We start from the raw sequence: 13,232 nt of genomic DNA on the forward strand, positions 1-13,232 counted from the left end.
GTCCGCTTGACCGGGATTAGCCCGGTCGCAATGAACAACGGCTGCCGTAGATATACGGCAGCCGTTTTTTCGCTAGATCAAAACCGTTGACTTTACGCTCTGACTCGCGTTCGAATCGAGTCAATCGTAGTAGATTTTAAAGTTTACTTGGCTGTCCGCATTGCCGCCGGTGACGCCGGCCTGAGTTTGGTCTACCCGCTGATACCGGGCACCAAGATTTATCTCTGCACTACCATTCGCGCTCACACCTCCTCCAGGAATATTGTCGAAATCGTATCTTGTTCCCACCGCCCCACCTTGACCAATGTTCAACGGATTGCGAGGGTCCCCGCCTTGCCGAGTCAGAATGACACCCAGGTTTTTCGCGGTCGTCGCTTCCCCATGGTTTTTTAGTTGGAGAACGTTGGTGCCCGGAATCAACCCGTACTGCGCGTTGAACGCAATCTTCGGCTTGGCGCCCGCTCCGCACGTATGGACGGATACAGCAAATGGAACTTCCTTGCTGGCCGCCCCGTTGGTGCGAAAATCGCCCGGGCCGTAGTCTCCCATTGGCAACGAAAACCCTCCGGCAAACTTGGCATCCACCGTACACTTCGCCTCGACTTCCGGGGCACCTCCACCGAACGTCAGGATGTCCACCACGCTATATTTGGCGGTGGCGTTGCATACGAGCCTCCCCTGAGGCGCCTGTCCATCTGAAGCACTGGACTCCATCGGCGCGCCCATTACTGGCGACTCGGCAGCCGTTCGTTGTACCGCCACCACTTCAAAGTCGATAGCAGGCCAATCTGGATCTATACCGTTCACGATATGTTGGCCGGGAGCAACCGGCCCCGTCACCACCAACTCAGCAAATATAGAATTCAAATAAGTTTCGGGCTTGCCGATCGGCTTTTCGCGGGCTGTAATAATTTTGGTGGAGAATAATGTCAGGAACTGCCCCTCTATCTGCGGTTTTACAAGCGCTCCCACGTTCAAGGCACTGGATATTCGGATACCCAGCCCCTTCACATTAGTCGGAATTGTCGCCGTCGCGAAATAAGGCGCACCGGCCCAACGCGCGCCCACGATCAAGTTCGGATTGGCACCAATCTCGGCAACATACCCGTACTTGCTGGTCAACGTAATCGACAGCGTCCGAGTTGCGATAACGTTGTTTACCGTTGACGTGTCCAATCCGGTCTTACTCCATGGCGATGAACCGCCATGTCCTCCTTCACCAAATTGAAAAAGTTTGCACTGCTCAAGATAGTAGTAGGCAAGCGTGGACTGTGCCTGAGCCGCTGCCATCGCGAAAAAGAACAGCGCGCCCCCCCACGCAAGCCGACTCGCCCCTCTTCCGAATGCTCTAAAAACCGAACCGTCACGCATAGCTGAATTTCTCCAATGTTGCGCCCCTTTCTCTAGGCACGAGGCGCGCTTGATCACACAATTACGGCGAGACGGACTGAAGCGTTGCCTCGCCAGGCATCACCAGCCCCAGGTCATCGACCGCCTCGAACTCCAGGCCGGCGCCACTGGCTAGCTGCGGGGTCGAACCGGCAGGCAGCGCAAATCGTTCCGTTGTTTTGGGCAAAATGGTCAGGCCCGTCCACGTGATGGGGATGGGGCCATTGCGCAGGCTTAGCGTCGTCAGTGACACGGCATAGGGTGTGGGGTTCTCGGCCTGAAGGTATGCAGGGCTTTGCCCTGCGCCCCGGTGGTACGTCCAGCGCACCAGGGCAGGCGCATCTTTGGCCGCGCCGGCCAGGCCTTTCGGGCGGTACAGGACTTTCATCACGTAGCTCAACACCACCTGCAACCGTTGCTGGGCGTCGTGGTTGGCGGGCGCGTGCCGGAGGTTGATCCAGAACACGGTTTCCCTGTCCGGCGGCAAGGGTTCGCCGGTGTATCGCAATTGCAGCGTCTTGCGCTGGCCTGGGTCCACTCTGAATAGTGGCGGCATCAGCACAAAGGGCACTTGCAGACGGCTCAGGTCCGACTCGGACCCACCGCGATCCAGCCACGTCTGCACCAGGATGGGATCATTGCCGGTATTGCGCAGCGACACGACGATTTCTTTTTCGCCCTCGGGGTAGACGAAACGCGTGCCCGTCACGGCCAGGTCGGCCCATGCCGCCGGCGGCATGGCTGCCGTCGCCATCAGGCAGAGCCGGGCCAGCCATCCGCACACGGAAGCACATCGGCGATGAATGCTCATCGGCCCGCCAATGGGGACATCGGAGCCGCCTTGGCCGGCACTGACCTGCAGGGCAGTTCCAGCGTGTCGTATCCGTCTTGTTTTTGGCCCTTGGCGCGCTCAGGCAGCTGATAGTCGATCACGCATTGCTGATCCGGCTTGCCTCCCCACTCGACTCGGACTGAACCCTGATCTTGTTGCGCCCGCATCACGATGCGGCTGCCCTGGCCCACACCGCCAATGGAATCTCCCGTAGCGGTATCGAACACATCCGCTCCGAAGGGCAAGGTGTCGCCATTCGGCAGGCGGCTGTCAATCAGCACGGGCCGCGCCCGCCGCGTGGGATAAGACAGCAGCACGACAGCGCCCGCACGGGGCGCCACGCTGCGTGAGCTATTCAACAGTTCGACGTCATCCGACATGTCCCCGGGGTTGAGTTCCACGGTATTGAGCTGATAAGGCGACAGGCTCGTGACCAACGCGTAGCCACGGCTATCGACCTTGTTCTGGCTGAATCCCACCCGGGCGTCTTCCGCATCGGGCGCATGCAGCAAGCCCACGGTTTCGCCCAGCATGGACGCAAAGGTCACGCCGCCCTGGTGGGCCAGCACGCTGCCGCTGGCGCGCAAGGACCCTTGGCGGTAGCCGCTGCCCTGAGACGCGCTAAGGCCCACGTTCGCCGCAGACGCCCGATAGTCCAGGTTGCCGCTGCCGGAATTGGCGCCGCCGCGCGTATCACGCGACGCAGACAGGGAATAGGACAGGTCGCCGCCCTGATCCAGATAGCCCGAGACACCTGTCGAGATGTCCGTCCCGCTGCGGCTGTCGTGATTCACGAAGGTCGTCAGAACCGGCGCGCTGACGGCACGGCCCAATGGGATGGAGATGTTGAACGCCACGACCGTGCTCTTGTCGCGGCCGGCCGAATACACCGAGCTGCCCGGCCACATGCTTTGCACGCGTTGCAAGCTGAGCGAGTACGTCACGTCGCGCCATCGGTTCGTGTACCCCATGCTGTAGCTCAGTGCACTGCCGGAACGCTTCCAGTATTGCGTTGCCGATCCGCTGGCATACACCGTACCGAACGACGAGCCCAGGTCTTGGCTGGCGTTGAGGTCGAACCGGTTGCGCGGCCGCCCAAAATCGCCATATCGGGTGATCTGGCCCGCGTCACGCATTGCGATGGCTTCGTTGAACCCCACGAACCCACTGGTGGAATACCGATACGCCAGCAATGAAAAGTTGGTGCCGCTGTTCGGCAGGTTCTTGCTATAGGCAAACCGATAGCTGGAACCGGAAATCCTGCCTTGGTGCGGAAGATCGGCGCTGGCAACGGTGATATCGCCGCCAAATGCGCCCAGGGACGTATTGATCGCCGCCCCGCCCATGACCGATCCGTAATATTGGCTGGCCGCCAAGCCGCCGTATCCCGTCACCATGTCGCTCAGACCGCGCCTGATGACACCTTCAAAAATATTCTGCCCGCTGCTGCGGCTGGCAGATGACATCGCACGCCCGAACGAGACCGAATATCGCATGGTGCCGGGGCGCAACAGCTCAACGCCCGTTGCAAACGGCACGACAAATGTGTGCTCTTCGCCATTGGCTTCGACGATCTTGACATCCAGGTCGCCGCCAAAGCCCGCGGCCTGCAGGCTGTCGATGGCGAACGGTCCGGGGGGCACGGTGGTTTCATAGATCAGGAAGCCTCGCTGAAAGACCGACACCGACGCGTTGGTAGCCGCCGTGCCCCGGATCACGGGCGCATAGTTGCGCAAGCTTTGCGGCAGCATGCGTTCGTCGCTGCTTACGTTCACGCCACGATACGAAACCGCGTCGAAGAAGTCACCGCCCGTGGAGGTTTCACCGATCAGCAACTGCGAACGCCACGCAGGAAGGTCGGTCGTGACATAGGTCTGCCCGCGCTGATAATCCGCGCCCACGCCATTCGAGGCCCAGGTCAGCGAACCGTTGTGGCGCAGGCGCCAAGCACCAAGGTTCAGGCCCGCATTCAACCCGGCATAGCCGCGCGTATGGCGACGCCCGTTGCTTTCCATCGTGTTGATGTTGGCGTTGTAGTTCAACCTGCCGGCCGTGACGCCACTATCCCAATAGCGGGGGTCCACGTAGTTGTCCGCCAGTTCCGAGTGCAGGTATAACTTGGGCACGGTCAGGTAGAGCCGCTGTTCGCCCATGTCGGTCTTGACGATCACGCCCGGTACGAATCGGTCCAGGTCCTCGCAGACCAGGTCATCGCCCAGCGGCACGCGGCCCTGCTCGGCGGCATAGCGGGCGCTTAGTTGAATATCTAGGCCGGCACGCTGCAGAAAGCCGACGTTGTAGCAGGGCTGACCCCCAAGGACCTGCGTGCCGCGGTATTCGATGTCCTGCGTGCCGCGCCACTTGCCGTTGACGTACAGTTCCAACCGATATTGGCCCGGCGCAACATAGCCGCTGCGCTCGAAGCGGGAAAGATCAATCGTGGCGCCCCCAACCCCGGGCATCAGAATCTGCGGATCGAATTGCACAACCCGCTTCGACTCCTGAGCAGGCGCGCCGGAGCCAAACACGGTAGCCAACGCCAAGAACAACAGCCTGGGTTTCCATCGGGACCGTGCGCCGCCACAGCAACCTTCGCTCCTACGTTGGCCAAGCGCCAGACGTGTCTTTCCCCGCAGTGAAGCGTACATTCCCATGTCCAAATACAAATGCTGAATTGATTGGCAGCCGCGATTGGCCGCCGAAGGCGCCTAGTGCGACAGCGCGCGCTCCAACGTATGCCGGCCGCCGTAGTCGTTGATGACTTCGTAGTCGACGCGCATCTTGCCGACTGCGGCGGTGGTGCCCTTAGGCAGTTTGAAGCGCTCGACGCCATAGGGCACGACCATGCCGCCACCCAAAGGCGTTGCCTTTCCGCCCATCACCGATTGGATGGACGCCATGGAAACGTGGTACGGCGTGGGGTTCTTGACCTCTAGCGCGGTGCCCGCTCCTGATTGAACCAGCCTCCATTCAAGCTTTGTCGCTGCAGCTTCCACGCCGTCCCGAAGAGAGGCTGGGCGGAAGAACAACTTGATACGGGTTCTGAAGCTGAAGATCGCCGATGAGGTGGAGTCGCTGCGGGGCGGTGCCTCTAGCACGTTGAGATAAAAGAGAGTTTCCCGGTCGTCCGGCAAATGACCATTCGTGTACATCAACCGAATGACGGCACTGGAGTTTGGGTCAATTCGGGTAAGGACCGGCGACACCGTGAATGGCACCACCATATTGGCCGGCGCGATACCCACGCCACCGTCGTCAATCCAGACCTGTGTCAGCATGGGTTCAGAACCCGCATTCCGCGCCCGAATCGTGACATCCTTGGCATCCGACGGATATATCACTCTTGTTCCCATCAGCACCAAAGCCGCCTGCGCCGAACTGGCGCAAGCAGCCCAGGTCATGACGCCAGCCATTACAGCAAGACAAATCCTACGCACTACTAGCGTCATGGTTACACCTCCTAATGGCTCAACGGCCGATTACTGGTACGACACCATGAACGGAATAATCGAGTTTGCCGTACCGGCGGTGACGCTACCGGCGGTGGAAACATAATTGGCCGAGTAGGTGAGGACGCCGCCGGAAGTTTCCAGCCTTACTTTTTGGGGCTCGGCTTGTGCGCTGCCAAGACGGATCTTGCCGTTCTTTCCATTGCCTGCATCATTGATCTGGATCTGGATGCCGGTGGCGGGAGACGTGCTGGTGATCTTCAAGTTGCCCGACGTCTTATCGACGTTAGTGGCATCGTTGTCGAAGGCAACGCTGGCCTGCTTCCCGACTGCGCATGCGCTCGTGCCGTCATCGGTCAAGCTGATATCGAAAGACACGGCAGTGGTAGGCGTATTGACGGCCGTGAAGAAGCCGGGGGTGTGCTCGCCCAGCGGCACTTCCAGAATATTGTTGATACCCGGAGCGTTGCCGTTGATCAGGCAAGTCGTATCGCTGACCTTGCCCACGAACTTGACCTGGCCATCCCATTGCGCATGCGACACGCCCGGCGCCAAAGCCACCATCAACGCGCCGGCTGCGGAGAAGGATGCGAAAGTACTACGTTTCATTTTTGATTCCTGAGACTGATGGATTAACTGCTATCGCCATCAAGGCGTTCGCAGCCGACAGGCGTCCGTGGCGCGAGCACCGGGTTATTCAGTGCAAGCGCTGTATTTCCGTCGGGGTTTCGCCGCCGCAACACATGCGGTGGACAGGCATCACTTTAGTAATTGCGCCGCATCAGGTCCGTAGGAAACCGAACATAATCGGTTCGTAGTAGTCCGAATTTCCTCAGAGAAGCGCGGCGTCACGCGCGCAACCACCTATGTGATTGTTTGCACCGGACCGTTGTGGCCGACTCCCAGCGCCGTGAGTCGCGGAATGACCGCTGGCGCAGGGCCATGACGCTGACTTATGGGATGACGAGCCGCGGTGCGGCCCCCTCCCCGCCGTCCAGTACAATTCCAGGTTTGGCGACGTTGTGATCGCCCATCCATCTGGACCCAAGCATGTTGCGACTGTCTGAAATCAAGCTGCCGTTGAACCACACCCCCGAAGAATTGCCCGCCGCGATTCTGAAAAAACTGGGTGTTCCGGCCAGCGATCTGCACGGCTTCACCATCTTTTTGCGCAGCTACGATGCACGTAAAAAGCACAATATCCTGCTGACCTACACGCTGGATATCGACGTCGAAAATGAAGCGGCGCTGCTCAAGCGATTTCATGACGACCGCCACGTCAAGCCGACGCCCGACACCGAATACAAGTTCGTCGCCCAAGCGCCCGGCAACCTGGCCAAGCGCCCTATCGTGATCGGCACGGGACCCTGTGGTCTGTTTGCCGGCCTGGTGCTGGCGCAGATGGGTTTCAAGCCCATCATCCTGGAGCGCGGCAAGGCAGTGCGCGAGCGCACCAAAGACACGTGGGGCCTGTGGCGCAAACGCGTCCTTAACCCAGAATCGAACGTGCAATTTGGCGAAGGCGGCGCGGGGACTTTCTCGGACGGCAAGCTCTACAGCCAGATCAAAGACCCGAAGCACTACGGCGAAAAGGTGCTGAAGGAATTCGTGCTGGCCGGCGCCCCGGAAGAAATCCTGTACGTCAGCAAACCGCACATCGGCACGTTCCGCCTGGTGGGCATGGTGGAAGTCATGCGCGACACCATCACAAAACTGGGGGGTGAAGTCCGGTTCTCCAGCAAAGTGGAAACCCTGCAGCGCGAAAACGGCCAGATCACGGGCGTGACCCTTGCCAACGGCGAGCACATCGAAGCCGATCACGTCGTATTGGCCATCGGCCATAGTGCGCGCGACACCTTCCAGATGCTGCACGACCAAGGCGTGTTCATGGAAGCCAAGCCATTCTCGGTCGGCTTCCGGATCGAACACCCGCAATCGCTGATCGACAAGGCACGTTTTGGCCCGAACGCCGGTCACCCGATTCTGGGCGCCGCGGATTACAAGCTGGTGCACCACGCCAGCAACGGGCGGTCGGTGTATAGCTTTTGCATGTGCCCGGGCGGCACGGTGGTGGCCGCCACCTCCGAACCCAATCGTGTCGTCACCAATGGCATGAGCCAGTACTCGCGCAACGAGCGCAATGCCAACGCGGGCATCGTGGTGGGGATTTCGCCCGAGCAGGACTACCCGGAACACGTGCTGGCCGGCGTGGACTTTCAGCGCGCCCTGGAATCGCGGGCCTTTGAACTGGGAGGCGGTGATTACAGCGCGCCTGGCCAGCTGGTTGGGGACTTCATCGCGGGCAAGGCGTCGACGGCGTTTGGCTCGGTGCTTCCGTCCTATACGCCGAGCGTGCACCTGACCGACCTGGCTACCGCCCTGCCCGACTTTGCCATCACTGCCATCCGCGAGGCGCTGCCCGCCTTCGACAAGACCATCAAGGGCTACGGCATGCACGACGCCGTGCTGACGGGCGTGGAAACGCGTACGTCTTCACCGATTCGCATCAAGCGCGACAACGAGACGCTGCAGAGCATTAACACCAAAGGCCTGTTCCCGGCGGGCGAAGGCGCCGGCTACGCGGGCGGCATTCTGTCGGCCGGCGTGGATGGCATCAAGATCGCCGAGGCCGTGGCCTTGAGCATCATGCGCCAAGGATAGACCGGCTTGCCTTGAGGTTTACCTTGAGGTTTACCTTGAGGTCTACCTTGAGGTTTGCCGATGTGACGCGGCCCCTACTGCGCGCGCGCGTAGCAGCCCAGGAACATCGCCACCGCCGAATCCGCCACGCGCTTGCGTGCTTCGGGGCTTAACGGCGGCTGCCCCAACGTGACCTGCGGCCAAAACGCGAAGCTCTTCACAAGCCCCTGCAACTGATGGCCGGCAAAGTCGGGGTCGACTTCGATGAGACGCCCGTCCGCGATAGCCGCCTGGATCCAGACGGTTACGCCGCTTTCCTTTTCCCCCATGCGGCACACGATGCGCTGCGCCCGCTCGGGAGAATGAATGATCTCGGCCAACGCCACGCGCGCCAGATCGATGAAGCTCGGATCGCTCAGTAATTCCAGCTTCTGCTTCAGCAGCTGCTTCAGCTGCTGATCCAACGGCAGGTCGGCGCGATAGGCCATATCGACGCTGTCCGCGCTGCTATCCCACAACTGCTCGAGCATCTGCCCAAACAGCGCTTCTTTGCTGGGGAAATGGTTGTAGACGGTGCGCTTGGACACACCCGCGGCGGCAGCAATGCGGTCCATGCTGGTGGCCTCGTATCCCGCCGTGCGGAATTCATCGACCGCCGCGCGCATGATGGCCTCGCGTTTGCGATCAGTCAGGCGTTGTGACGAAGTCGACATGGGGCGGCCTAAGACAAGGAAATCACATTTTACACCGCACGGTGTACTTTTTATCCGAACAAAACTACACTGTGCAGTCTACATTTTTGATGGCTTCCATGAAGCGTCTCCACGTCTTTGCCCTTGCCCTCCTCCTGCCTGGAATTCTTGCCGTGACCGCCACTACTGCCTACGTCCATTGCACCCCTCCCAGCTATCCGGATTCGCCCCAGCACCGAGACGGGCGCTTCGCCAATGTATCGCCGCGCCCGCCCATGGGCTTTTGGCAGGGACTGAAACTGACCTGGGCTTTCCTGTTCGACAAGCCGACCGGCACCGTGCCCAACCAACCGATTCCGGTGCGCGCCCTGGATCGCGCCCAACTTGAAGCCGCCCCCGACCGCAGCCTGTATCGACTTGGCCATTCCACCGTACTTTTGAAGCTGCGCGGCAAGTACTGGCTGACCGACCCGGTTTTCTCCAAACGCGCGTCACCCGTGCAATGGGCGGGCCCCGCACGCTTTCATGCGCCCCCCATCGCCATCGAAGATCTGCCGCCGATTGCCGGGATCATCTTGTCCCACAACCACTACGATCACCTTGACCATGCCGCCGTCATGCAACTGGCCGCCAAGACCGGCCGCTTCATCACGCCGCTGGGGGTTGGCGATCAATTGATCGCCTGGGGCATTGACGCGAAACAAGTGGAACAACTGGACTGGTGGCAGTCGACCGAGGTCGAGGGATTGCGGCTGACGGCTACACCCGCCCAGCACTTCTCGGGCCGAGGCTTGACCGACAGCGACCGCAGCCTGTGGGCGTCATGGGTGATCCAAGACACCGATCTGCGCGTGTTCTTCAGCGGCGATACCGGGTATTTCGACGGATTCAAGGCCATTGGCGACGCCTTTGGCCCGTTCGACCTGACGCTGATGGAAACCGGCGCCTACGACAAGCGCTGGGCCTACGTGCATATGCAGCCGGAACAGACGCTGCAGGCGCATTTGGACCTGCGCGGCCGATGGTTGCTGCCGATTCATAACGGCACCTTCGACCTGGCAATGCATGCCTGGCAGGAGCCTTTCGAACGCGTCGCGGAACTGGCCGCCTTAAAGGGCGTGTCGTTAACCACGCCGGAAATGGGCGAGCGCGTGGATCTGAGTACGCCCCACGCGGGTGAGGCATGGTGGCGGAAATCGCAGTCCCAAGCGATTTCCGCCGTGGCCGCGGCGGCTCGGTGAAGCGCGCCTAGTCGGGCTTGGCGTGCTTTGCCCGATATTCAGGCACGGTGACGCCGCCAACGCCCCAGTTCTCCATATCGACCTCGTCAATGACGACGAAGGTTGATGCGTGCGGCTTTCCCAGGACGTCAAACAACAGGTCGCTGACGCCTTTGATCAGCGCCCGCTTCTGCTCCGGCGTGGTCGCCGTCGCACCGGGTTCCGTTCCTTCTCGGGTGACTTTGATGTTTACGTAAGGCATCTCAATGCTCCATTTTCGGCCTGCGCCATAAGGGTTACCGACCAGACGATCAGACGCCTGCCACCTGCCCGCCGTCGACATGCAGGATCTCGCCCGTCACGAAACCGGCGTCCTCCAGATAGAGTACCGCCTGCGTCACATCGGCGACCTCGCCCAATCGCTTCATGGGGTGCAATGCCGCCAACGCGCCGTGCGTTTCCGCTGCGTGCATGGGCGTCTTGATGATGCCCGGCGAAACTGCGTTCACGCGGATATTGCGGGACGCATACTCGATCGCCAAACTGCGCGTTGCAGCGGCCAGGCCCCCCTTGGTCAATGAAGCCAGCACCGATGGCACGTTCGAATTCGCATGGTCCACCAATGTCGTGGTGATCTGCACGATATGGCCGCCGCCCTGCTCGAGCATTGCTTCCACCGCGACTTGCGTTGTATGGAAGAAGCCATTCAAGTTGGTGGACAGCATGTCCTGATACTGCTGCGCGGTGTAGTTCGTGAATGCACTGGCAATGAAAATGCCCGCATTGTTGATCAGCGTGTCCACGCGCCCGAAGCGGGCCAGCGCCTGCGCAACCACCTCCCTTCCCGTCGCCGGATCGCCGATATCGCCAGCGATGGTCAGGTAGTCGGGATTGTCCGAAGGCTTGATCGACCGGGACGTTCCGACAACCCGGTAGCCACGGTTGAGAAATGCCCGGGCGATGCCCTCGCCCAGCCCCTGCGACGCGCCGGTGACAATGGCGACTTTTTGTTCACGGTTCATGGTGTTTCCCTTACAAAACTGGTTGACGTGCCATGAACATTAGGCGCATCTTCGCTGATCGAAAATCCGCTATTCTTGATCAATGGCTGATAAAAAACGCACAGAGCCCGACTGGCAGGACATCCGCGTATTTCTTGCGCTGGGCCGCTACGGCAGCCTTTCCGCGGCGGCACGGGCGCTATCGACCAACCACTCGACGATCTCGCGCCGCCTCCAATCGCTGGAAGCCAGCCTTGGAGAAAAGCTGGTCGAACGGCGGCCCGAGGGATATGTATTGACCCCTGCGGGAACGCAGGCCATGGCGGCGGCCAGCGACATGGAGACCGCCGTCCATACCCTTGGAAGAGGAGGTCCGGACGGCGCACCGCGTGGCTTGGTCCGGGTCAATGCGCCACCTGCGCTGTCGCAGGGCTTTCTGGTGGGCAGGCTGGCCAACCTCCCGCTTCGGCATCCCGGCATCGACATCGACCTGGCCACCGATTTGCGCTCGGTCAGCCTTGAGCGGCACGTCACCGACATCGCGGTACGCCTGGGCCGCCCCCAAGACGGCGATTTCATTGCAAAGCCGCTAGGGCAAATGGCGTTCGGTTTCTACGGCGAACCGACGCTTTGCGGACGGATCGAAGAAGGCGCCTTGCCTGTGTTCGTAGGGTTCGACGAGGCCAACGCGTATCTGCCGGAAGCGGCGTGGCTGGCTCGGCATTTTCCAAAATCGCGCGTGGCATTTCGAGCCAATAACCAAGTGGGCCAAGCCACGGCCGCCCAATCGGGCGTCGGCATTGCGCTGCTGCCTCATTACATCGGACGCACGACGCCAGGTCTTGCGCCCTGCAAGCTGGAACAAGCCCCGCCACCGCGCGAGATCATGCTGCTGACTCGGCGGCAGGACCGCAAGGACCTGCCGATCCGCGCCGTCGTCGACTACCTGATCCAGGTATTCGACGATGAGCGGGCGTTGTTCGAGGCCTAGGCCTGGACGGCGGCGCGGAAGGCGAAAAAGCGGTCACCGGGAATCAGCCGCATCGTCTCTACATGCGAATAGCCGGCCTCTCGCAGTTGTTGCTGCATTTCATCAACACCCGGCAGCCGCCCGCCATGCCGATTGGACGCGCCCCACAAATTCAGCGCTTCCATGCCGGGGTTGCCGCCCTGGCAGCAGGTCGCCAATAGCAACGCGCCGTGTGGCTTGAGCAATTGCCTGATCCTGGCCAGGAGCGCCACGCGCTCATCCACTGGAAAGTAGTAGATATTGTTGTACAGCGTGACCCAGTCAAAGGTCTGGCCGGCTTCCATATGGCGGATGTCGCCCGTGGCGATGGTGACGCGGTCTTGCAGGCCCCATGCCGTGATGTTCTCTTGCGCGACCTGCGCAACTCGGGGCTGTAATTCCAGCCCCATCGCCGTTAGTCTGGGGTTATGGCGGGCAGCATGCCGAATGTAGACGGCCGAACCGCAACCCACTTCCAGCAGACTGCACGGCGCATTTCGCGGCATGAAGCGCGTGATGGCTTCGACCAAAAAAGGCTCTAGCGCGCGGGATGACCGGGCGGTCAACTCGCCGTCCTGATTGTCCAGGTCCCACAGCTTGCCGTCGCGAAGCTTCGCAGGCGTTTCGGTGATCAAGCGGTGATGCATGCTGGCCGCCTCTTGGGCCAACGCCAAAGCGGCATCGTTTTCAGGCCGCGCCAATTTCCTGGCCAGCCGTTTCAGCTTGTAGCCATCGCGCCCCAGTTCCAACAACCCTAACCGGCATCCCATCCGCAGCCAGGCCTGCAGGGCCTCGGCCGCTTTGCCATCGGCTGCGCCGGCCCCGGCCAACTGCTGAAGTGGGACAGGTCCTTGGGCGAGTTTGTCCATCAGCCCGGACGTTTTCAGCGCCGCCAGAAAGCTCAGCTTGTAGAACGGTTTGTACAGTGCATTGGTGGCCAAGGCAGGAAAAAGTTGCCCATTCCACAACATCTGCAATAGCGGTCTTAGCGACATGATCG

General features: G+C 60.9%; 12 protein-coding genes. 3 read left to right on the forward strand and 9 right to left on the reverse strand.

Annotated elements, in window-relative coordinates; translation table 11 throughout:
- Window positions 1–120 precede the first annotated feature (120 nt).
- From ACE039_RS10010 to ACE039_RS10030, 5 genes are all read right to left on the reverse strand, one after another.
- The gene (locus tag ACE039_RS10010) at window positions 121–1,371 is read right to left on the reverse strand and encodes a fimbrial protein (RefSeq protein ID WP_485822276.1); all 1,251 of its coding nucleotides are present in this window, start codon (window positions 1,369–1,371) and stop codon (window positions 121–123) included.
- 61 nt (window positions 1,372–1,432) lie between these two features.
- Window positions 1,433–2,143 (reverse strand): fimbrial biogenesis chaperone, encoded by a 711-nt coding sequence (locus ACE039_RS10015; protein WP_485822277.1) that lies wholly within the window; start codon window positions 2,141–2,143, stop codon window positions 1,433–1,435.
- Window positions 2,144–2,196: 53 nt separating this feature from the next.
- Window positions 2,197–4,707 (reverse strand): fimbria/pilus outer membrane usher protein, encoded by a 2,511-nt coding sequence (locus tag ACE039_RS10020; protein ID WP_485822278.1) that lies wholly within the window; start codon window positions 4,705–4,707, stop codon window positions 2,197–2,199.
- Between the two features lie 222 nt (window positions 4,708–4,929).
- Complete coding sequence (locus ACE039_RS10025) at window positions 4,930–5,622, reverse strand: fimbria/pilus periplasmic chaperone (RefSeq protein WP_485822279.1); 693 nt, start codon at window positions 5,620–5,622, stop codon at window positions 4,930–4,932.
- Window positions 5,623–5,700: 78 nt separating this feature from the next.
- Complete coding sequence (locus tag ACE039_RS10030) at window positions 5,701–6,279, reverse strand: fimbrial protein (RefSeq protein ID WP_448713291.1); 579 nt, start codon at window positions 6,277–6,279, stop codon at window positions 5,701–5,703.
- A gap of 441 nt (window positions 6,280–6,720) precedes the next feature.
- On the opposite strand from ACE039_RS10030, the gene ACE039_RS10035 reads away from it, so the two are divergent.
- The gene (locus tag ACE039_RS10035; RefSeq protein WP_485822280.1) at window positions 6,721–8,331 is read left to right on the forward strand and encodes an NAD(P)/FAD-dependent oxidoreductase; all 1,611 of its coding nucleotides are present in this window, start codon (window positions 6,721–6,723) and stop codon (window positions 8,329–8,331) included.
- A gap of 74 nt (window positions 8,332–8,405) precedes the next feature.
- Here ACE039_RS10035 and ACE039_RS10040 read toward each other — a convergent pair whose 3' ends face one another.
- Complete coding sequence (locus tag ACE039_RS10040; RefSeq protein WP_485822281.1) at window positions 8,406–9,023, reverse strand: TetR/AcrR family transcriptional regulator; 618 nt, start codon at window positions 9,021–9,023, stop codon at window positions 8,406–8,408.
- Window positions 9,024–9,121: 98 nt separating this feature from the next.
- Here ACE039_RS10040 and ACE039_RS10045 point away from each other — a divergent pair, with 98 nt between their 5' ends.
- Complete coding sequence (locus ACE039_RS10045; protein WP_485822328.1) at window positions 9,122–10,243, forward strand: MBL fold metallo-hydrolase; 1,122 nt, start codon at window positions 9,122–9,124, stop codon at window positions 10,241–10,243.
- A 7-nt stretch (window positions 10,244–10,250) separates the two neighbouring features.
- Here ACE039_RS10045 and ACE039_RS10050 read toward each other — a convergent pair whose 3' ends face one another.
- Together ACE039_RS10050 and ACE039_RS10055 are read right to left on the reverse strand one after the other, a co-directional pair.
- Entirely contained in the window at window positions 10,251–10,484 is a 234-nt protein-coding gene (locus ACE039_RS10050) for a tautomerase family protein (RefSeq protein ID WP_105556681.1), read from the reverse strand.
- 49 nt (window positions 10,485–10,533) lie between these two features.
- Window positions 10,534–11,244, reverse strand: coding sequence for an SDR family NAD(P)-dependent oxidoreductase (locus tag ACE039_RS10055; protein ID WP_485822282.1), 711 nt, complete (start codon window positions 11,242–11,244; stop codon window positions 10,534–10,536).
- 82 nt (window positions 11,245–11,326) lie between these two features.
- Between ACE039_RS10055 and ACE039_RS10060 the strand changes: the two genes are divergently transcribed.
- A complete protein-coding gene (locus tag ACE039_RS10060) occupies window positions 11,327–12,214 on the forward strand; it encodes a LysR family transcriptional regulator (RefSeq protein WP_448713296.1) in 888 nt (295 codons plus the stop codon).
- Here the strand turns inward: ACE039_RS10060 and ACE039_RS10065 are convergent.
- Complete coding sequence (locus tag ACE039_RS10065) at window positions 12,211–13,227, reverse strand: SAM-dependent methyltransferase (RefSeq protein ID WP_485822283.1); 1,017 nt, start codon at window positions 13,225–13,227, stop codon at window positions 12,211–12,213. The two genes, ACE039_RS10060 and ACE039_RS10065, sit on opposite strands and share 4 nt — an antisense overlap.
- Window positions 13,228–13,232 lie beyond the last annotated feature (5 nt).

Source organism: Achromobacter maghribensis, assembly GCF_057334215.1.